The sequence below is a fragment of the Cellulomonas fimi genome (assembly GCF_028583725.1).
Classification (GTDB): domain Bacteria; phylum Actinomycetota; class Actinomycetes; order Actinomycetales; family Cellulomonadaceae; genus Cellulomonas; species Cellulomonas fimi_B.
The window spans coordinates 3,761,080-3,781,511 of record NZ_CP110680.1 but is presented as its reverse complement, the minus strand read 5'-3'; the positions used below and the strand labels follow the sequence as shown (position 1 = coordinate 3,781,511).

The following is a 20,432-nucleotide window of genomic DNA, read 5'->3' as shown; positions in this document are numbered from 1 at the left end:
CGCCGTGACCGCGGTCCTCGACGCGGGTGCCACGCTCGCGCTGTGGGAGGCGCTCGACGAGGTGCACCCCGCGGCGCGGGGCGCGGTCGTCCTCGTCGCGCGCGGCCGGGTCGCCGACCTTCCCGACGCCTGCGCGGTGCCGCTGCGGGACGCGGCCGCCGAGGCGCTCGCCGAGCTGCGCGCCCGGTGCGGGCCCGTGCTGGCGACCGTCCTGACGTGCCCCGGGTGCGGCGAGCTGCTCGACGTCGACCTCGACCTCGACGCGCTCGCCGGACCGGGTGGGCCCGACGTCGGCCCGGCAGCGGCGGCGTCGGTCGCGGTGCCCACGCCGTCGGGTGCCGTCGTCGTGCGCGCCCCCACGACGTCCGACGTGCTCGCGGCGCTCGCCGACCCCGACCCCGCCCGCGCGCTCCGCGAGCGGTGCGAGGCGTGGCCTCCCGGCGCCGACCGCGACGAACCCGCCGTGCGCGCGGCGGTCGAGCGCGCGGCCGACGCGCTCGCGGGCGTCGCCGCGTCGACCGTGCGCACCGCGTGCCCCGCGTGCGGCGCGGACGCCGCCGCCCAGCTCGACGTCGTCGCCCTGCTCGCGGCCCGGGTGCGGGACGACGCCCGCGACCTGCTGGTCGACGTCGCCGACCTGGCGCGCGCGTACGGCTGGTCGCAGGACGCGATCCTCGCGCTGTCGCCCGCCCGGCGCGCCACCTACCTCGACCTCGTGCGGGGGTGAGCGATGCCCGACGCCTTCGACCGGATCGCCGCGGGGGCGGCCGGTGCCGCACCCGTGCTGGCCGCGCGCCGCGCGTCGCCGTTCGAACGTGCCGCGGCCCGGCCCGTGGGGGGACGGGCGCCCGGGCCGCCGGGGGCGGCCGGGTGGCCGGGAGCGGCGACGGACGAGCCGCCCCCCGCACGGGCGGTCTCGGGCCGGCCGCCCGCCCTGGCGGCGGGCGGCCCGGTCGGTGCGGTCGGTGCGGCGGGTGCCGTCGGTGATGCGCGTCCGCCCGGTGCGGGTGGCGCGGCGACTCCGGTGCGCGGGGGCGGACCGGGGCACGCCGACGTCGCCGACCCGGCCGGTGCGACGGTCGCGTCCGGCGGTCCCGGCTCGGCCGGGCGAGCGGGCGCGTCCGGCGGTGCCGGACCCGGCGGCGCCGGGCGGGCGGAGTTCAGAGCGGCGTGGCTGACCGGCGGCGGGGCGTCGTCGGAGGCGCACGGCAGCACGGTGGGCCCGGCGGGCGGGCGGTCCGGTCCCGGTCCCGGTGCTGCGACGACGCGCGTCGCGGGCGGGCACGACCGCGGCCCGGTCGCGGCGTCGACGGACACCGGACCACGTGAGGCGCGACAGGACCCGGGCGGTCCACCCGCGGGCGCGTCCTCGTCGGGCGCGGGGAGGACCGCGGACGGTGGGGCGGTCGGCAGCGGTGCGGGCGCCGTGCCGTCCCTCGCTGACCGCGCGCCGTCCGACGCCGCCCGACGCAGCCCCCGGGTGCCGCTGCTCGGGGCGGCATCCGACGCGCCCGGCGCCGAGGCCGGAGCGGCACACGCGGGGGCCGCGTCGTCCGTCGGGCCGCCCGTGCCGGACCCGTCGGGCGCGCCGCGCGTGACGGCCGACCGGCTCGTGTCGGAGCATCTCGCGGCCGCGCTCGTCGAGGCGCGCGCTCTGACGCGCCGGGAGGCGGACCGCCTGGTCGTGGTCCCGACGACCGCCCCCGGCCGCGCGGACGTGCGCGGTGACGGGCGCGCGACCGTGCGCCTCGACGACCTCGCGGGGGTGCGGGACGGCCACGGCGACGTGCACGTGCACATCGACCGGATCGACGTGCACCGGGCACCGGAGCCGCCGCGTGCCGCGCCCGTCCCGGACCGCGCCCCGCGGCACCCGGACCACGCCGCGTACCTCGACAAGCAGGACCGGAGGTGGGTGCGGTGAGCAACGTCCTGGCGATCGCGGCGGTCACGTCGACGATCCGGCACGTGCTGCACGAGTCGCTGTCCTGGCAGCCCGACCCCGTGGGCGGCGCGGACGTCACGACGCTGCACCCGTCGCACCTGGCGGTCGACGACGACGCCCCCGGCTCGGACAGCGCCGGGCTCAACGTGTACCTGTACCAGGTCACGCCGAACCACGCGTGGAACCTCTCGGACCTGCCGACGCGCTCGTCGTCGGGGGTCCTCACGCACCGCCCGGTGGCGGCGCTCGACCTGCACTACCTCGTCACGGCGTACGGCGACGAGGCCGCGCTCGAGCCGCAGCGGCTGCTCGCGCGCGGGACGCTCGCGCTCGCGGTGACCCCGGTGCTGACGAAGGACGTGATCGAGGACGCGATCGACAAGTTCGGGTCCGGCGCGACGGCGTTCCTCGACCACAGCGACCTCGCGGACCAGGCGGAGCTCGTCAAGCTCAGCCCGACGCCCCTCACGCTCGAGGAGATCTCGAAGCTGTGGGGCGTGCTCGGTGCGCCGTACCTGCTGTCGCAGGCGTACACGGCGACCGTGGTGCTGCTCGAGCCCGACCTGCCGGTGAACCGGCCGCTGCCCGTGCTGGAGCGCGCGCTCGGCGTGCGGACCTTCACGCAGGCGCGGCTCGCGGCGGTGGAGGTGGCGGGCGGCGGGCCGGCCGTCACGGGCGCGACGCTCACGCTCGTCGGATCGGGGCTGCTGGGCGAGGGCACGACCACCGTGACCCTGGGCGGGCGGCGGCTGACCCCCGAGCCCGGGGCGCGGTCCGACCGGCTCGTGGTCGCCGTGACGGACCGCGTCCCCGCGGGGGCGCACCGCGTGCAGGTCGACCACGTGCAGCCCGCCGACCCGGTGAGCGGCGAGCCCGAGCGCGTGCGCGGCCGGTCCAACGGCCTGCCGCTCGCGCTCGTCCCGACGATCACGAACGTGACGCGGCCCGCGGGGCTCGTCCGGGTCCGCGTGACGCCCGCGCTGCGGGAGGGGCAGCGGGCGACGGTGACGTTCGGCCGTCTCACGGGCGGCGCCCCCGGCGACCCGGGCGTGGTCACGGTGACGTTCCCGCCCGCCGGGCCGCTGGTCGAGCCCGCGAACCCCGCCGACCCGGTGCCGCCGTCCGTGCTCGACGTCGACGAGGCCGCGCTGACCGCGGGGACGTGGCTGGTGCGGGTCGCGGTCGACGGCGTGGAGTCGGTGCCCACCGCGAGCGCCGGCACGTACGACGGTCCGGCGGTGACGCTGCCGTGAGCGACCTGGTCGACGACCTGACCGGCACCGCCGTCGCGGACGCGCACGACGCGGTGACCGGGGACGCCCGCACCGCGCCCCGAGCCCGCGTGGGCGGCGCCGCCGGGAGCGGGTCACCCCACCGCGACCTGCTCGTCGCCGAGCTGGACGTCGTGCGTGCGCTCGTCACCGGCCGCGACGCGGCGCCGGCGCGCGGGCGGCTGGCGGCGGTGCGGGCGGGCGCGCCCGGACCCGGTCGGCTGGACGAGGTCGCGGCCGTGTTCGGGCTGTCGGCGTTCGAGCGCGCGACGCTGCTGCTCGCGTGCGGCCCCGAGCTGGTGGGGGCGGTCGCGGACGAGCTGCGCGAGCGCACGGGCCACGCCTCGCCGACCTTCGGTGCCGCGCTCGCGCTGCTCCCGGACGCGCACTGGGACGCCCTCGCGCCCGGGTCGCCGTTGCGGCACTGGGAGCTCGTGCGTCCCCGCGACGCGGACGCGGTCCTCGCGTCGGCCCTCGTCCCGGACGAGCGGGTCGTGCACCACCTGGTGGGGGTCGACATGGTCGACGCGCGGCTCGCGCTGCTCAGCGCCCCCGTCGAGCCGCCCGACGTCCTGCCGCCCACCCTGGCGGCGGTCGCCGAGGACGTCGTGCGGCGCCTCGCCGCGGGGTCGGGCACGGTCGCGGTGGCGCTGCGCGGGCCGCAGCCACGGACGACGCGGCTCGTCGCGGCGGCGGCGTGCGCGGCGGCGGGACTGCGGCCGCGCGTCCTGGCGGCGGCGGACCTGCCGACGGGTACGGCGGACCTGGCGCTGCTGCTGCGGCGTGCGGCGCGGGAGACCGCGCTCGCGCACGTGGGCTGGGTGCTGGACCTCGAGGACGCGTCGCCGGGGTTCGCGTCGACGGTCGCCCGCTCCCTGCCGCCGGGGTCGCCGCTCGTCGTGACCGTCTCGACGGGGCCCGCGGCGGGGTCGCTGGACGGGCTGGACGTGCCCGTGCTGCGCGTCCCGCGTCTCGGCGTCGCCGAGCGGGCCGCGACGCTGCACGCGGCGCTCGACCGGGCGGGGGTGCCGCACGTCGTGCCGGAGGAGGTCGCGGCGGCCGCGGGCGCGTTCGACCTCGCGCTGCCCGACGTCGACGCGGCGGCGGCGGACGTCGTCGCCGGGCACACGGTCTGGGCGGCGTGCCGGAGGCGGCCGCGCACGGACGTCGGCGGGCTGGCGCGGGTCCGCACGACGCGCGCCGACTGGTCGCGCCTGGTCCTGCCCGACGAGCAGCTCGCGCAGCTGCGCGCGCTCGTCGCGACCGTGCGCCACCGGGCGACGGTCCTGGACGCGTGGGGCTTCGCGGCGACCTCCGACCGCGGCCGCGGGACGACCGCCCTGTTCGCGGGCGACTCCGGGACGGGCAAGACGTTCGCCGCCGAGGTGATCGCGCACGAGCTCGCCCTCGACCTGGTGCACGTGGACCTCAGCCAGGTCGTCGACAAGTACCTCGGGGAGACGGAGAAGCGGCTCGCGCGGCTGTTCGACGCGGCGGAGGACGGCGGCGTGGTGCTGCTGTTCGACGAGGCCGACGCGCTGTTCGGCAAGCGCTCGGAGGTGAAGGACGCGCACGACCGGTACGCGAACGTCGAGGTCGGCTACCTGCTGCAGCGGCTCGAGGCGTTCGGCGGGCTGGCCGTCCTCACGACGAACGCCCGCTCGGCCCTCGACGTCGCGTTCACCCGGCGCCTCGCGACCGTCGTCGCGTTCCCGTACCCGGACCGTGCGGCGCGGCTGCGGATGTGGCGGCAGTCGCTGCCCGTCGCGCTGCCGACGTCGGGCCTCGACCTCGCCCGCGTCGCGGAGGCGGACCTGTCGGGCGGCGGGATCGCGGCGGCGGCGCTGCAGGCGGCGTACCTCGCCGCGGCCGACGGCGGTGTGCTGACCACGGAGCACCTGACGCAGGCGGTGCGGTGGGAGCTCGGCAAGAGCGGGCGGGTGGCGCAGCGCGCCGCGACGGGCACACGGCGGCCGGCATGACGCGGTCGTCGGCGGCGGAGCCGCACCGGCGCAGCGCCGAGCAGGTCGCGGCCGAGGCGGTCGGGTCGGCGTCGGCCGGTGCCCTGCCGCACCGGCGTGAGCTCGAGCGCGCCTTCGCCGGGCACGACCTCGCGACGATCCGCGTCGCCGACCCGGGGGGCGGTGCCGCGGCGCGCGCCCGGGTGCGGGCGCACGCGTTCACCGTGGGGGACGCCGTCAGCCTCCCCCCGGGCGCGTCGCTCGAGCTCACCGCGCACGAGGTGGTGCACGCGCTGCAGAACCGTGCCGCCGCGGCGGGGCGGGGCGGCGACGGCGTGCGGGCCGAGGAGCACGCGGTGGGCGTGGCGGCGGGCGTGGCCCGCGGTGCGTCGGGCGGGGGCCCCACGCGCGGGCCGGTCGACGTGCGCGGGGCCGTGGCCGCCGGCGCGGGTGTTGCGCCACCGGCGGCGCGCACGCTGCACCGCGCCCCCAACCAGGCAGGCACGACCGACCCGCAGCACGTGCTCGACTTCGTCGACGCGCAGACGGGCTCACCCGGCGAGGTGCTCGACGCGCTGAGCGAGGCGCACGGCGGCAACGCGGACCGGTACTTCTACACCGACACGTACGGGTGGGTGGACATCCGGCACTTCGGAGCCGCCGCGAGCTACGCGGCGTCCACCGGCAGCGTCGTCGCGGAAGGGCTCGGCCTGCTCAACGAGGGCCTCCAGTGGGCGACCGAGTGGGGCGACTCGTACCGCAGCGGCTTCTCGCCCGAGGACATCCCCAGCAACGCCGCGGGCGCGGAGTTCGGCGACGACTTCGTCGGCAGCCGGGAGGGCGAGTCGCTGCACGACGCGCTGGCCCGGTGGATGACCCACGCGGGGGCCCGGCCCGCGTCCGACGAGCACGCGCACCGCGAGGCGCTGCCGGCGACCGACCCGGCGGTGCGCGGGGGTGCGGCGCGCGGGTCGTCGAACGCGTCGCGCGACCAGATCTCGCCGTCGCAGAGCGCCGAGGCGAGCGCGGACGCCGCCGAGCACTCGTTCATGCAGCTCTTCGACTGGCGCAACTACGCTCGCATGTACGGCATGCAGGTGCCCTGACCGGTCCGGCCGGCCCGACAGCCTCGGCCTGACGCGACCGGGGTCGCGTCAGGCGCCGGGGTCCGCCGGGAGCGCGTCGGGCCGGGGGTCGGAGGCCGCCCACGCCGCCCAGCGCCGGCGCAGCGGCGCGCGCTGCGCCGGGTCGACGTGCACCGTCCCGTCGGCGCGCACGTCGACCGCGAGCCCGTTGTACGTCGGGTACGTCTCGTGCCGGACCCCGGAGTCGCGGGTGAGCAGGACGTGCGCCAGGACGAACCGGTCGGGGTCGTCGAGGAGCGCCAGCAGGGTGCGCTCGTCGGCCTGCGCGTCGCCGGTGACGACGGGGCTCAGCCCGAACGCGTGCGCGGTCCACGTCACGGTGGCGTCGGGGGGCAGCGCGGTCACGGTGTCCTCCCCCTGGGGGGTCGTACGGCCTGTCGGACGCCGGTCACGTTACCCGTGGCCATGTCGATGGTCGTGATGGTGTCGACCTCACGCCCGTCGGGGTAGCGCCACGTCCGGGTGATCTCCGTGCCTCCCGGGACGGCGCGGGGCGTGTCACCCACCCAGGTGGCGCCGAGCATGCGGCCCTGCGCGGCGAGCGACGCCGCGTGCGCCGGCCCGAACGCCTCGCCGCTGGCCTGCTTCCGCTGCTGCTCCACCAGCTCGTGCAGCAGCATCGAGGCCGTGTTGTCGCCCATCCGGGAGTGGCTGGAGACGCCGCCGTACATCGCGAGGTCGTCGAGGTCGAAGGTGTTGAGGCCGTAGTTGCCGACGATGACGTTGGTGTCCGACGCGAGCGTCCGGGCCGAGCCGTGCATCATGCGCACCGTGATCGTCGTGCCGTCGGCGATCATCGACCGGATCTGGGCGAGCAGCTCGGTCGCGTCGCGTGTCGGCGGTCCCTGCACGTCGGTCGCGACGACGGACACCTCCCCGGCCCTGTTCACCTCGATGCGGTGCTGCACCGCGAGGATCCCGTTGACCATCGCGACGAACCCGGCGGTGTCGCCGGTCGCGACGAACTTGCCCTGCACGCGCGGTCCGGTCGACGCCTGCTGCCGCACGTGGGTCAGCTCGTGCGCGAGCAGGCGGCGTCCCTGCGGCGAGGCGGGGTCGCGCCGACCGGGCGCGAACAGCACGTGGTGCCCGATCGTCACGGCGTCGGCCCCGAACCGGCGGGTCACGGCGTGCGCGGTGGCGTCGTCGTGGAGCCGGACCCGGGAGAAGTCGTGCCCGAGCGCGCCGCCGTACGCGCGCAGCAGCCCGGGCTCGTCGTGCCCGGCGTGCCCACCGGGCGGTGCCGTCACGCGCTCGGCCGCGCGGTCCGCCTCCTGCTCGTGCCGGTCGCCCGGCCGCCCGACGATCTCGTGCTCGCCCATGGTCCCCCCTCGGTCCTCGTCCCCGCGTCGCCTAGAACACGCCCCGGAGGGCGGGGCCGACGGTCGGGAGCTTGAGCAGGTCGATCGAGAGGACGACGCGCGTGTCCGGGAGGTTCGGGGCCTTCGGCTGGTCGAACGCCTGCCGCGGCCCGCCCGGCAGGTCGGGCGGCGCGAACGCGGGCGTGAACCCGAGCAGCGACGGGTACGTCCCGCCGGACACGCTCACGCCCGGCAGCAGACCGAGCCGCGCGGTGCCGCCCGCGAGGCTCAGGCTCTCGGTCGCCGGGTCCCACGACCAGCTGAGGTCGGCCGAGAGGCTGAGGCCCTTCCAGCCGTGCGCGGCCTTGATCAGGTCGCCGAGGTCGACGCTGGTCCGGAACCTGTACGTCGGGTCCTTCGCGTCCGGGAGCTGGTAGCTGAACGACGTGAGCGTCGCGTACGGGACGAGGCCGAGCGGCGCGGCGAGGTTGAACCCCTGCAACGTGCGGCGGCCGGTCGGGTCGGACAGCATCGCGCCGACGCCCAGCCCGTACGTGGCGGCGCCGAAGCCGACGACCGCGCCCTTCTCGCCGCCCGACAGCGCGTCCCAGCGGCTCTTCGCGGCGTCGGTGACGGGCTCGATGATCTCCTTCTTGATCTTCGGGTCGTCCTTCGCCTTGTCGACGAACGTCGACAGCCCCTTGACGATCTCCGCGCCCGCACCCGGCGGTTCCTTCTCGTCCTCCAGCAGCGCACCGGGGCCGGGGCGCTCGCGGACGACCGCGCGTCCGCCGGCCAGCACGGTCCGCGCCGCGTCGGACGCCTCCCGCTCGGGCGCGGCCCGGTCGGGTGCGGGGTGCACCGGCGCGCGGGCGAGCCCCGGCGCGCCGGACTGCTGCACGACGTGCGCGAGCTCGTGCGCGATGAGCCGCCGCCCCTGCGGCGTCGACGGCCGGTACGCGCCCGCCGCGAACCCGACGTCCGTGCCGACGGTGAACGCGCGGGCGTGCAGCTCGCGCGCGGTGGCCGCGGCGCGGTCGTCGGCGTGCACGCGCACGGCCGAGAAGTCGTGGCCGAGGCCCGCCTCCATGGCGCCGCGGGTCGCGGCGTCGAGGGGGAAGCCGCCGCGCACGGGCGCCTCCCGCGGGTGCTCGCGGGTCGCGGGGGCCTCGCGGGCCCGGGTGGTCGTCATCCGCCCGCTCCGCGCGCGACCCGCACGACGAGCCGGTCGCCCGGGCCGAGCGCGGTGCCCGCCGGCGCGTCGGTGCCGAGCACCACGTTGCGCCGCACCCCGGGCGCGTCCTCCTCGACGAACGTCACCTCCACCCGGGCCTCGGCGGCCCGCCGCTCGACGAGCGCGCGCGTGCGGCCGGACAGGTCGTCGACGTCGAGCGTCGGCCCGCCGGGCGTCGCGCGGGTCCCGGGCGGGCGCAGGAGACGTCCCACGTCGACGGACAGCCGTGACAGCGCGAGCCGTCCGGGAGCGAACACCTGCGGGCCGGGCCGCTCGGGGCCGCCGTCGCTGAACCAGAACCACGTCTCGAACCGGCCGCCCGTCACCTCGTCGGTCGTCGGCAGCCGCAGGCGCGTGAAGCCGTCCACGACGACGGTCTCGGTGTGCCCGTTGAGGTGCAGGGACTCGTCCTCCCCGACGATCGCCCAGCCGTCGAGCTGCAGGCGCAGCAGCAGCGGCAGGGGCGGCTCGCCGAGCCGCTGCTCGCGGGCCAGGGCACGCAGCCGCCCGGTGACGCGCTTGAGGGTCTCGTCGATCGGCTGGACCGGGGACCACACGATGAGCGCGCCGTCGGCGTTGAGCTCGCCCGCGATCTCGACGGTGCGCCGCGCCCACGAGGGCGAACCCCACAGGTCGTCCTCGGGCGGCGTCGGCCAGGGCAGCTCGAGGAGCACCCGCCCGACGGGCTTGCGCTGCACGGAGTCCTGCCGGACGGGCGCGTCGAGGACGACGGCGATCCCGGGGAACCGGCCGCCGAGCTGGTCGAACCCGTAGGTCGCGTCGTTCTCCAGGTCCTCGCCGGAGAAGAAGCGCACCGCGGTGACGTGCACGCCCGGGGTGCGCGAGCCGCCCGGGTCGAGGCTCGCGGTGACCTGGATCGGCGCCTCGTCCGCCGGGACGGGTCCGGGTGCCTCGTCGAGCGTGACGGTGAGGACGTCGCTGCGCAGCAGCGCCCCCGTCTCGGGGTCGAGGAACGACGGCTGCCAGACGAACGTCGCGACGCCCGCCTCGTCGGTCTTCGTGGACACCTGCTCGTCGGCGCGGGGCACGCCCACGAGCGTCGGCGGCACGGGGGCGCCCGCCTTCACGGCCAGCACGAGCCCGCCGCCCTTGCTCGCGACGGCGGTCACGACCGCGCCGCGCGCGGGCCCGCACGGGTCGTCGACGGCCACGCGCACGACGCGCGGCACCGTGCGCCCGCGGGCGTCGACCTCCTGCCCGTCACCGCCGAGGAGCTTGAGCGACGGCGTCCGGACGAGCTGCGCGAGCGCGTCCTGCACCGTGCGCGTGCGGCCGAAGCCGTCGCACACCGGCTGCCACGCGACCTGCCGCGCGACGGACAGCCGCCCGGTGGCGACGACGTCGACGTCCTGCGGGGCGAGCACGTCGGTGAGCCGCTGGGCGGTGAGCGTCTGGGTCGTGTCGCCGTCGGGGTCGAGCGTCCACAGCACCGCCGCGACGCCGTCGGCGCCGGTCGTGACTACGCCGGGGTTGCCGAGGGCGCCGGCGGGCGTGCGCAGGGTGCCGCCCGCGGCGGTGAACCGCACCGCGGCGCCCGCGACGGGGATGCCGCCCTTGCGGACGGCGACGCGGACGGGCTCCGGGAGCTCGTCGCCCGGCATGGCCTCCTGGCCGTCGCCGCCGACGAGGTCGATCGCGGTGAGCGCGGTGAGCGGCGGGAACAGGTCCCGGCAGTCGGCGACGAGGGTCCACCCGTCGGTGCCGCGCTCGAGCACGCCGAGCCGTGCACGGCGCTCGCGCGGCCCGCGCGGCGGCAGCGCGACCGGTGCACCGGGGGCGCCGGGCCACTCGATCGTGCCCTGCCGCGCGGTCGTGCCGTACGCGAGCTGGACGCTGCGGGCCGGGATCAGCCAGTGGTCCCCGACGGCGGGCGTGCCGCCCGCGGGGAACGCCACGGAGATGCCGCCCTCCAGCGCGCTCGGCGTCGTGGCCAGCGGCGTCGGTCCGCCGTCCCACCGGCGCACGACGGGTGCGCGGCCGAGGCCCGCGACGTCCGGCAGCGCGGTGTCCACCCACGCGACGTGCACGACGGTGTCGACGACCGAGTCCGCCGTGGAGCCGACGCGTGCGAGGTAGCCGGGCAGGTGCCGCAGCACGCGGTCGGTGCTCGTGACCTCGACGAGGTCGCCGGGCAGGATCGGCAGGCCCTCGTCACGGCCGACGCGGTCGAGGGTCAGGGCGTCGTCGGCCCCGGCGACGGTCGACGGCTCGACCTCGACGAGGCCCGCGACGACCGAGCCGTTCTCGCGCGACCACACGAACCGCGGCTGCGGGTCGACGTCGAACACCTCGACGCGGAACAGCTGGCTCTCCAGCAGCTCGTAGCCGCCGCCCGCGGTGATCGCGCACGGGTCGGTCTGCGCGACCGCGTCCTCGAGGTCCGCGGTCATGGTGCGCGGCACGCGGACGGGCAGCGCCGCGTCGACCTCCGAGCACACCTCGTCGCCGGGCAGCGCGGCCAGCCGCACCTGCCAGGCCGTCTGGTCGCGGACCGCGGTGTCGGGGCCGCCCAGCGCGGACTCGAGCAGCTCGGGCCGCTCGTCGGGCGTCACGAGGTGGTCGAACACGTCGAGGAGGACCGCGTACCGGCCGTCCGTCGCGGGCTCGACGAGCCCGGGGTCCGCGCCGACCGCCCGCAGGAACGGCTGGTCCGCGAGCGGCCACGGGTCGCCGTCCGCGGGCGACGACTCCGCGAGCACCCCGTCGACGTAGTACCGGCCGCGCGTGACGGCGAGGTCCGCCCACGCGACGGGACCGGCGTCCGGCGGCAGGCCGGTCGCGAGCGAGACGACGGCGAACGGGCCCGGCGACCCGTCGCCCGGGTCGACGCCGCCCGCAGGCCCGACGACGTCGGCCGTGCGGACCTCGTCGTGGTGCGCGGTGATCTCGGTCTGCTCGTTCCACTCCGCGTCGAGCAGGACCCGGCCCTGCTGCATGACGACGGACCGGAACCCCAGGGCGGGGTCGAAGGTCCGGCGGGTGAGGTCTGCGTGCATGTCAGCTCCCGAACAGTCCGATCTGCATCCCCGCCGGGACGTACGGCTCGACGAGGCGGCGTGCCGCGTCGAGCCGGGGCGGCCGGCGCAGGTGGTGGTGGACGCCCATCTCCGCGCCGTCCTCGGCGCCGCGACGCAGCGACGCCGGGGCGGCGGGGGAGAGCGAGGGGTACGACGGCGACCCGAGCGACGCACCGTCGGCGAGGAACGCGGGCCGGTCGGCGACCGCGGTGTCCGTCGGCGGCACGCAGCGGAACCGGCGGGGCGTGCGCGAGCCCGGCGCGAGGTAGCTGAACCGCGCGCAGCCGCGCTGCCGGTCGACCACCGTGACGACGTCGAGGCACAGGCTCGACGTCACGTCGAGCAGCCGGGAGTCGAGCGTGCCCCACAGCGTCGCGCCCTCGACCACGGCGTGCGCTCCGGGCGCCACGACGGCCGGGCCCGCGGGCGGCGGGTCGGCGAGCGGGTCGGTGAGGGCCGGGTCGACGACGCTGTCCACGACGGCCAGGGCGGGGACCGTCGCGACCAGGTCCACGCCGCCGACCAGGCTGCGCCGCACCGCGACGGCGAGCTCACGGTTCGGGTCCGCGTCGGTGCCCTCCACGCGGACGCGCCCGGCGACGGTGCACTGGCTCACCGTGAGCGACCGCAGGTCGCCCGCGCGCACCACGACGTCGCCCTCGACGACGAGCCCGTCGAGCAGCACCGCCGCGCCCGCCCCACCCGTGACGAGGACGTCCCCCACGACGCGCGGCCGCAGCCCGTCGGGCGAGTAGACGCCCGGGACGGGCTCCTCGACGTCGCCGTCGAGCAGGAGCCGCCCGCGCCACGTCGCCGCCACCAGGACCAGGCGGCTCTCCGCGGGCACGTCGACGGTGAGGTCGCCGGTGTGCACCGCCGAGTCCGCGACGGACAGCACCTGGGTCGTGCCGGACACGTCGGGGTCGGACCAGCGTGCGGCGATCTCCACCAGCCCGTCGGCGACCGTCGTCGGCACGCCGGGCTGCGTCGAGCCCGCGTCGACGAGCACCTGCGACGCGACGGTGTCGCCGCGCTCGTCGACGTCGCCGGTGAACGGGTCGGCCGCGAGCGCGTCGACGTGCCCGGCGGTCCGGTCGTACGTGCCCGCACCGACGTCCGCGGCCGCGCCGTACGCGTACCGCACGTGCACCGCGCCGGGGTTGGTCGCGACGCCCGCGAGGTAGGTGTGCACGCGCCCGCACACCGGGTCGACCGTGGCCTGCCACCCGGCCAGCGCCGGGTCGGGCTCCTCCAGCCCGCGGACCAGCAGCCGGTCGGGTCCGAGCGGCGGGTCGTCGTCGACGCGCACCGCGACCGGCAGCGCCGGGCCGGTCGTCGCGCCGGTCCGCGCGGCCGCGAGCAGCGCCCGCAGGCGGCGCGGGCGCAGCGGCACGGGCAGGTCCGCCTCGACGGCCAGGTGCTCGATCGTCTCCTCGGTCGCGGGCACGGCGAACCACGCCTCGCGCACGCCCAGGGGGTGCGTCGCCCAGCCCGCGGCAGGGGCGCCGAGCGCGCGCGCCGGCACGTCGGACGCCTCGTACACCTGCACCGGGAACACGACCACCGCGACGCCCTCGATCCCGTGCACCCCGCGCCCGCCGCGTCGGGCCGGTGCGACCCGGCGCGCGTCGGCCGTGTGCGCGAACCGCGTCAGCGCGCCACCGGCCAGCCGGGGCGACTCGAGCTCGGCGCTCGCGGCGTCACGCACGCTGCCCCACGTCGGTCGGTCCGTGCGGACGTGGTTGACGTGCGTCGTCGTGCCGAGCAGCCGGTACCCCTCGACGGCCTTCGCGGGCCAGCCCGTCACGTCCCGGACGACCTGCTCCAGGACCGCGACCGTGCCCTTGCGCTGCCGGTACGCCGCGGTGTTCGCGACGACGCCCCGCCGCGACACGCCCGCCCCGGTCCCCGCGCCGAGGTCGCCGGGCAGGCCCTCCAGCCCGACGAGGTCGGCCAGGTACGGCAGCACCCACTCCGGCGCCGTCTCCACGAACCACGCGTCGTACAGCGCCTGCACGTCGTCCTCGAGGGTCGCGAGCTCGCCCGCGACCGCCCCGAGGAGCGCGCGCAGCAGCCCGCCGGTCTCGGCGTCGCGCTGGAGCACGTGCGCCGGCAGGAGGCTCTCGAGGTAGGCGGTGCGCTCGTCGCGCCGCACGTCGGACGGGCTCATGCGATCACCTCGACGTCCAGACCGGCGGCCGTCAGGCGCAGCGCCTGCGCCGCGAGCAGCCGCGGGCCGGTTCCGGCCGGCGAGCCGGACGGGACCTCGAACCGTGCGGCCGCCGCGACGAGCAGGTCGTCCGACGCGTCCGCGAGGCCCGGCGCCGACAGCACCGGCATGGTGACGGCGACGACGCCCGGGACGCCGGCCGCGACGACGAGCACCGACGACGCCGCGAGCGGGGTCGCGAGGTCGAGCGCCCCGAACGCGCCGAGCACCGCGTCGGTGACCGCTGCCGTGACGTCCTCGACCAGGTGGCGCGGGTCGACGCGCACCGCGAACGACGCGCCGACGTCGACGACCTCGCCCGGCAGCACGACCCGTCGTGCGCGCTGCTCGCGGGCCGCGTCGAGCGTCGCGCGCAGGTCGGCGACGAGCGTCGGCGTCGCGGGGTCGCCCGTAGCCCCGAGCACCGAGACGACGACGGTGCGGGTGCGCCCGTCCCAGACGACGTGCGCGCTCGCCGCGCCGACCCGCGCGTAGCCGCGCGCGAAGTCCGCGTAGTCGGCGGGGGACACCGCACGGTCGAGCGTGCGGATGCGCTGCGGGGCGTTGACGCGCGCGCTGTCGAGGTCCTCGGGCGGCGCCCAGTCGTGCGTCGGCGCCGGGTTGCTCACGGCCGCGATGCCGCGCGGGCGGCGCACGGGCAGCATGACCGCGCCGGCCTCGGCCGCGCCGGCCGCGCCGATGCCGGTGCGGTACCCGGCGGTCACGTTCTCGGCCCCGGTGGGCAGGCGCGCGCCGTGCAGCCCGTCGCCGAACACGACCGTCGACGTGCCGTCCTCGCCCTGCCGCACGACGTACACCTGGTCGCGCGGGCCGGCGTCGTGCAGCGTCGGGACCGCGTCCCACGCGACGTCCTCGACGCGCACCTCGAGCGCGGCCACGACACCCGTCGGGTCGGCGGTCGTCGCGGTGAACGTCAGCGGTGCCTTGCGCAGCGCGAAGCGCGGGAACGGGACCCGGCCGTCACCGCTGCCGAGCACCTGCGCGGTGGTCTCGCCGTGCGTCGCGTCGGCGACGTTGCCGCGCACGACCACGGTGCTCGGCCGGTAGGACGCGGCGAGCGGCGGGTCGACGACCAGCCGTTGCGCGCCACCGGCGGGCACGGCGGATCCCGTCAGCGGCACGACCCCGACGACGGTTGCCGCCTCGACCGCGGGCTCGTCGTCCGTCGTCGTGCCGCACACCAGGACCCGGCGCCCGGGCTCGAGCGGCGGGACCGTCGGCAGGACGTCGAGCACCGTGCCCGCGAGGACCGGCGCGCCGACGGGCGCCTCGCGCGGGCGCCACGCGGTCGGCAGGAGCTCGCTCACGGCGTGCACGTGCGTCGTGTCGCGCGCGAAGGCCGCGATCCGGTCCGGTGCGTCGACCTCGACGACGGTCGTCCTCGCGGCGACCCCGAACCGGCGCGCGCCGCCGTGCCGCACGTCGGTCGCCTCGAACGCCTGCACGTCGGCGGGTCCTTCGAGCACGAGCCACGAGCCCGGCACGAGGTCGCGCACGACGCCCTCGATCTCCAGGGCACCCGACACCCCCCACCCGGGCCACAGCTGCTCGACGCCGCCCGTCTTCACGAACGCGATGCGCGTGTCCTCGTCCTGGAGCAGCTCGGGCCGGGGCGCGTTGTGGCCGAACAGGTCGAGGCGCCGGGCGAGCCGCAGCACGAGCACCTCGCCGCTGCCGTCCAGGTCCACGGGCGAGTCGAGGGTCAGCCGCGTCCAGCCCGCGGCGAAGGGCGGGTCGACCTCGGCGGCCACGACCCGGCGGAACGCCCACCAGCCGTCGGTGAAGATCGGGACGGGTCGTGCCGCGCGCGGGTCGTCGCCCCGGGCCGACGGGTCGACGAGCAGCAGCCGGTCGTCGACCGCGACGAGCGGGGCGACGGTGTCGAGCCACACGACGCCGCTGTCGACCCGGAACGACTGCGGCTCGCGCGCGAGCGCGGGCACCGCGTTCCACCCGACGCGGGCGAGCAGGTCGTCGGTCGTCTCGAACGTCTGCGGCAGCGCACCGGGCGGCGGCACCGACTGCACGGGCGTGCCCGCGGGGACGTCGACCTCGAGCGGTGCGCTGGCGGCCGTCTCGACGTCGAACGCGAGCTCGACCTGCGCCGCTGCCCCGGGTCGCAGCTCGTACCCGAGGGTGCGCGCGAGCTGCCGCACGCTCGCGGTCTCGGTCGCGGTCCGCAGGAACCCCTCCTGCGCGAGGCGCTCGGTGTAGAACGACACGACGTCGCCGACGGTCGCCCACGTGTCGAGCAGCGCGATCGCCGGGTCGGCGGGCGGCTGCGACGCGAGCGAGCGCACCGGCAGGTCGTGCGCGGGCGACGCGAGGTAGGCGCGCATCCGCGCGAGCGCGGTGTCGTGCGGGGCGACCCGCCAGCGCAGCGCGTCCTGGCCCGGCAGGTTGCCCTCGGGGCTGGTCGGCAGCGCGCCCCCGCAGGTGCACGTCGACCCGCCGGTGCTGCCGCAGCCGCAGTCGGTCGTCACGACCCACCTCCCAGGGACACCTCGACGTGCCCGGACTCGGGCTGGTTCGGGTCGCTGTCGCAGCGCAGCAGCTCGCGCGGCGCCATGAGCAGCTCGCCCGCGAGCAGCGACGCGGCGGCCTGCGTCGCGGTCGCGTCGGCGCGGGCGAAGTGCGTGACGTCGACCCACGCGAGACCCTCGACGGCCATCGCGGCGGCGACCAGGTCGGACAGCCGCAGCGGGTCGCCGAACGTGAAGCGGTCGGGGTGGAAGAAGGCCCGCTGCCCGTCGGCGCGCAGCCCGGACCCGAGCACGTCGCGCACGCGCGCCTCGACGTCCGCGCGCAGGTGGCCCGCGCGCACGCAGCCCGTGACGGCGATCGCGAGCGGCACGAGGACCGGCCGCTCGAGCTCGACGTCGACGCCCGCCATGCGGCGCGTCTCCAGCGCGGCCAGCACCTCGCCGGGCAGCGCGGGGTCGTCGGCGTGCGCCACGACCGGGTCGACCGTGACCTCCTGCGCGTACCAGGACCCGGTCCACCGGCGCCGTGCGACCGCCCGCTGGACGCCCGGGTGCTGCTCGGCGACCGTCGCGTAGTCCTCCGACGTCACGGCCCGGCGCTGCGTGCGCAGCTCGGCCGGGGCGAGCTGGCGCACCTGCTCCAGCCGTTCCGGGTCGGTGCCGCCGACGCCCGGCAGCGGGTTCCACACGGTGACGCCGTCCGGCGGCGCGAGCCGGTCCGCGCGCGGGAGCAGCCGCACGAGCCGGTCGGGCGCGACGTCGCCCGCCGTGCCCGTCCCGACGCGGTACGCCGCGAGCGGCGTCGCGCCCACGGCCGGTGCGCGGCCCGTGACGCCGTCGCCGAACCGCAGCCGGGACACCCCGCCGGGTTCGGGCTCGACCACGAGGTGCGTCGCGAGCCGCCCGCTCGCGAGCAGGTCGGGCCGGGGCGACCACGTGCGCTGCCCGTCGTCGAGCGCGAGCGCCGCGCCCGCGCGGCGCGGGTCGGGGTGCAGCAGCGCGGTCGCGGCGGCGGACGCCGGGAGGTCGGGGTCCGCGTACGTCAGGCCGGGCCGCTGCAGGCGCGGGCGCCACGGCACGCCCGCGGGCACGGTCGGCGGGACGAGTGTCTCGCCGCGCACGCTCGCACCGTGGTCGGCGACGACGACGTTCGCGAGCGCGACGGCGCGCGGGTCGTCCGTGCCGGGCGTCGTGACCTGGAGCGCGGCGGGCAGCGCGTCGGCGGCCGACCACCGCAGCTCCCAGACGCGCACGGCCGGGTCGAGGGGGTCGGCGTGCTCACGCGCGTCGGCGACGAGCCGCACCGGGAACCGCAGCGCGGGCGCGCCGTCGCGCGGTGCGCCGTTCACGGGCTGGTCGACGAGCACGAGCAGGTCCCCGGCGCGCAGCGCGGGGTCCACGCCCGTGGGCGTCGCGACGAACGCGGCCGTCGACCCCGCGGGCAGGCAGTGGTCGGGGTCGCCCCACGCGTACAGGGGCAGCGCGTTGCGCGCGGGCGTGATCTCGACGGGCGCGACGGTCTCGAACACCGTGCCGCCGAGGTCCGCGGCGTCGACGGGCACGTCGACGGGCTGGTCCTGCCGGGCGGGCAGGTCGGTGACGGGTGTGCGGGCGGGCACGGTGAGCGTGCCGGCCGTCGTCGTGAGGGCGAGGAGCGTGCGCGCCGAGCAGCCCTCGTGCACCGCGTACCCGAGCAGGCGCGCGTGGCGGCGCACCGACGTGCGGCGGCGTGCGGTGCCGAGGTAGGCCTCGACCGCGGCCGCGTCCTGCCAGTAGGCCAGCCGGTCGCCCACCGCGGCGAACAGCTCGACGAGCATGACGGCCGGGTCGCCGGGGTTGGTGTCGTCCCGGTCGGGCAGCAGGGTCGCGAGCCGGTCGAGCAGCCGGGTGCGCAGCGCCTCGTAGTCCCGCGCCAGGTAGTCGCCGGGCATGAGGTCCTCGGCGGGCGTCGCGTCGGCACAGCCGGGCCGGCAGTCGAGGTCGCTCGGGCAGTCCACCGAGAACGCGAACGGTGCCGTCGACAGCGGCAGGTCCACCCCGTCGGGTGCGCCGACGCCGCCGGGGCCGAGCAGCCGCAGCGTGTACGTCGAGAGGTCCCCCCACGACGAGGTCCGCACCACGAGCGCGCGGAGCACCGCCGGGTCGTGGTCCGGGTCGGCCGGCGCGGGCAGGGCCTGCGCGACGAGCGTGCGGTCGGCCTCGACGACGCCGGGCGGCAGCGCGGGGTCGGGGCTCGCGGTCGTGCCGACGACGGCGACGGCGGGCACGGCCCACTCGACGCGCACCGGGTTGAGGGAGGCGTCCTGCCGGACGCCGCCCACGACGGCGACGGTCGCGGCGGTCCACGTCGCCGGGACCGGGCCGTTGAGCAGGTGCACGAGGAGCGTGCGCTGCTCGGGGGCGCCCGGGACGTGCCCCGGGGCGTCGTCGTGGTTGGACAGCACCTCGACGTGGTCGACGCCGTCGATCCCGCCCGGCTGGTCGAGCCCGGGCCGCCCGCGGACGAGCGCGCGCCGCGCCTCGAGGTCGATGCCGGCGACGAACGGGAGCGACGTCGTGGCGGTCACGGCAGCCCCCCGGTCGCGGGTGCGCCGCCCTGCACCGTGACGGTCCGGCGCTGCCCGGTCGACGTCGCGTGCAGCGGCGCGTACGCGACGACGACCTCGACGCGCGAGTCCACGGCCGTGACGCGTACGTCCTCGACGCGCACGAGGTCGCCGAGCCACTGCTGGAGGGCACCCTGCACGAGCGCGCGCGTCGTCTCCGCGAGCGCGTCGTCCATGGGCGCGAACACGAGCCGGGCGACGCCGGAGCCGAAGTCGGGCCGGTTGACGCGCTCGCCGGGCCCCGTGAACAGGACCTGCTCGACGAGCCCGGCGACGTACGCGGGGTCCTCGGCGAGCGCGGTGCGGCCGCGCGGGTCGAGCCGCAGCGGGAACGAGACGTGGCGGGCCGGGGCGAGCCGGCGCGGGGAGGCGGGCGTGCTCATGTCGCCGTCACCCGGGTCTGCGTCTGCGTGCAGGTCAGCGGGACGCCCGTCGGCTGGCACGTGCCCGAGCCGCCCTGGATCGCGAGCGGCTGCCCGCCGGACGTCACGCGCGTGGTGCCGCTGCTCCACTGCGCGGACACGTCGGGGCCGCCCGACTGCGGCGGGTAGCTGCAGCCCGCGACCGTGTACGGCGTGGGCAGCAGGACGACGCCCTGCCCGCCCGCGGTGACGCGCGGCGACGCCGACGCGGGGCTCGCCTGCCCCTGGTGCGCGCACGTCACCGTCGCGCCCTGCGTCACGAGGTTGCCCGGCATCAGCGCACCTCCAGCGCGCCGTCGTTGAGCGAGACCGACGACATCGAGACCGTGACCTTGTTGCTGCCGAGCGCGACCTCGAAGCCGCTGCTCGTGGCCTCGACCGTGATGGTCGACGCGACCGCGGGCGACCCGACCGAGATCTTCAGCCCGCCCGCGCCCGGCAGGTCGTTGAGCTCGAGGCTCAGCGCGTCGGTCTTGAGGATCTTCACCTCGGCGACGGCGGGCGACGCGGGCACCTGGCCGGTGCCCCAGAAGCAGCCGGCGAGGATCGGGGAGTCCGGGTCGCCGCCCTCGAACTCGACCCACACGTTCGCGCCCGTCGGCGGGACGAGGAACAGGCCGACGCCGTCGCCCGCGTAGGGCGAGCACGGCATGGCCCAGCTCATGCGCCCCTGGCCGAGCACCGCGGGGCACTCGACCTGCACGCGGCCGAGCTGCATCGGGTCGAGGTTCGACGCGACCGTCCCGCGGTACTTGCCGTAGAACCGCGTCGCGCCGGGGATGCTGGGCTCGGTCAT

Annotated in this window: 15 protein-coding genes; 5 read left to right on the top strand and 10 right to left on the bottom strand. The window is 77.9% G+C overall.

The window, feature by feature from the left end; all coding sequences use genetic code 11:
* Positions 1-4: 4 nt before the first annotated feature.
* The 5 genes from OOT42_RS16995 (at position 5) to OOT42_RS16975 (ending at position 6,283) form a co-directional block, all read left to right on the top strand.
* Positions 5-727, top strand: coding sequence for a hypothetical protein (locus OOT42_RS16995; protein WP_273652333.1), 723 nt, complete (start codon positions 5-7; stop codon positions 725-727).
* Positions 728-1,426: 699 nt separating this feature from the next.
* Positions 1,427-1,924 carry a hypothetical protein gene (locus OOT42_RS16990; RefSeq protein WP_273652332.1) on the top strand — a complete coding sequence of 166 codons (498 nt, stop codon included), beginning with the start codon at positions 1,427-1,429 and terminating at the stop codon, positions 1,922-1,924.
* Positions 1,921-3,198, top strand: coding sequence for a DUF4255 domain-containing protein (locus OOT42_RS16985; protein ID WP_273652331.1), 1,278 nt, complete (start codon positions 1,921-1,923; stop codon positions 3,196-3,198). The genes OOT42_RS16990 and OOT42_RS16985 overlap by 4 nt, the downstream gene beginning before the upstream one ends.
* Entirely contained in the window at positions 3,195-5,198 is a 2,004-nt protein-coding gene (locus OOT42_RS16980) for an ATP-binding protein (RefSeq protein WP_273652330.1), read from the top strand. The genes OOT42_RS16985 and OOT42_RS16980 overlap by 4 nt, the downstream gene beginning before the upstream one ends.
* Positions 5,195-6,283, top strand: a complete 1,089-nt coding sequence (locus OOT42_RS16975) for an eCIS core domain-containing protein (protein WP_273652329.1) — start codon at positions 5,195-5,197, stop codon at positions 6,281-6,283. The genes OOT42_RS16980 and OOT42_RS16975 overlap by 4 nt, the downstream gene beginning before the upstream one ends.
* A gap of 48 nt (positions 6,284-6,331) precedes the next feature.
* Here OOT42_RS16975 and OOT42_RS16970 read toward each other — a convergent pair whose 3' ends face one another.
* Genes OOT42_RS16970 through OOT42_RS16925 form a run of 10 tightly spaced genes read right to left on the bottom strand, consistent with a single transcriptional unit; the run spans position 6,332 to position 20,432 of the window.
* The gene (locus OOT42_RS16970; protein ID WP_273652328.1) at positions 6,332-6,667 is read right to left on the bottom strand and encodes a hypothetical protein; all 336 of its coding nucleotides are present in this window, start codon (positions 6,665-6,667) and stop codon (positions 6,332-6,334) included.
* Complete coding sequence (locus OOT42_RS16965; RefSeq protein ID WP_273652327.1) at positions 6,664-7,644, bottom strand: DUF4157 domain-containing protein; 981 nt, start codon at positions 7,642-7,644, stop codon at positions 6,664-6,666. Before OOT42_RS16965 ends, OOT42_RS16970 begins: the two co-directional genes overlap by 4 nt.
* 31 nt (positions 7,645-7,675) lie before the next feature.
* Positions 7,676-8,815 carry a DUF4157 domain-containing protein gene (locus OOT42_RS16960; protein WP_273652326.1) on the bottom strand — a complete coding sequence of 380 codons (1,140 nt, stop codon included), beginning with the start codon at positions 8,813-8,815 and terminating at the stop codon, positions 7,676-7,678.
* Entirely contained in the window at positions 8,812-11,874 is a 3,063-nt protein-coding gene (locus OOT42_RS16955; protein ID WP_273652325.1) for a DUF6519 domain-containing protein, read from the bottom strand. Before OOT42_RS16955 ends, OOT42_RS16960 begins: the two co-directional genes overlap by 4 nt.
* A gap of 1 nt (position 11,875) precedes the next feature.
* Entirely contained in the window at positions 11,876-14,065 is a 2,190-nt protein-coding gene (locus OOT42_RS16950; RefSeq protein ID WP_273652324.1) for a phage tail protein, read from the bottom strand.
* Positions 14,062-16,608, bottom strand: a complete 2,547-nt coding sequence (locus tag OOT42_RS16945; RefSeq protein WP_273652323.1) for a hypothetical protein — start codon at positions 16,606-16,608, stop codon at positions 14,062-14,064. The genes OOT42_RS16950 and OOT42_RS16945 overlap by 4 nt, the downstream gene beginning before the upstream one ends.
* Complete coding sequence (locus OOT42_RS16940) at positions 16,605-19,175, bottom strand: baseplate J/gp47 family protein (protein ID WP_273652322.1); 2,571 nt, start codon at positions 19,173-19,175, stop codon at positions 16,605-16,607. Before OOT42_RS16940 ends, OOT42_RS16945 begins: the two co-directional genes overlap by 4 nt.
* The gene (locus OOT42_RS16935; protein ID WP_273652321.1) at positions 19,172-19,597 is read right to left on the bottom strand and encodes a GPW/gp25 family protein; all 426 of its coding nucleotides are present in this window, start codon (positions 19,595-19,597) and stop codon (positions 19,172-19,174) included. The genes OOT42_RS16940 and OOT42_RS16935 overlap by 4 nt, the downstream gene beginning before the upstream one ends.
* On the bottom strand, positions 19,594-19,911 hold the full coding sequence (locus tag OOT42_RS16930) for a hypothetical protein (protein WP_273652320.1): 318 nt from the start codon (positions 19,909-19,911) through the stop codon (positions 19,594-19,596). Before OOT42_RS16930 ends, OOT42_RS16935 begins: the two co-directional genes overlap by 4 nt.
* Positions 19,911-20,432, bottom strand: a complete 522-nt coding sequence (locus OOT42_RS16925) for a phage baseplate assembly protein V (RefSeq protein ID WP_273652319.1) — start codon at positions 20,430-20,432, stop codon at positions 19,911-19,913. The genes OOT42_RS16930 and OOT42_RS16925 overlap by 1 nt, the downstream gene beginning before the upstream one ends.

Coding starts and splice junctions, on each gene's coding strand:
- OOT42_RS16975 (WP_273652329.1), top strand. CDS start 5,195: ATGACGCGGTCGTCGGCGGCGGAGCCGCACCGGCGCAGCGCCGAGCAG.
- OOT42_RS16965 (WP_273652327.1), bottom strand. CDS start 7,644: ATGGGCGAGCACGAGATCGTCGGGCGGCCGGGCGACCGGCACGAGCAG.
- OOT42_RS16960 (WP_273652326.1), bottom strand. CDS start 8,815: ATGACGACCACCCGGGCCCGCGAGGCCCCCGCGACCCGCGAGCACCCG.
- OOT42_RS16955 (WP_273652325.1), bottom strand. CDS start 11,874: ATGCACGCAGACCTCACCCGCCGGACCTTCGACCCCGCCCTGGGGTTC.
- OOT42_RS16950 (WP_273652324.1), bottom strand. CDS start 14,065: ATGAGCCCGTCCGACGTGCGGCGCGACGAGCGCACCGCCTACCTCGAG.
- OOT42_RS16935 (WP_273652321.1), bottom strand. CDS start 19,597: ATGAGCACGCCCGCCTCCCCGCGCCGGCTCGCCCCGGCCCGCCACGTC.
- OOT42_RS16930 (WP_273652320.1), bottom strand. CDS start 19,911: ATGCCGGGCAACCTCGTGACGCAGGGCGCGACGGTGACGTGCGCGCAC.
- OOT42_RS16925 (WP_273652319.1), bottom strand. CDS start 20,432: ATGACCGAGCCCAGCATCCCCGGCGCGACGCGGTTCTACGGCAAGTAC.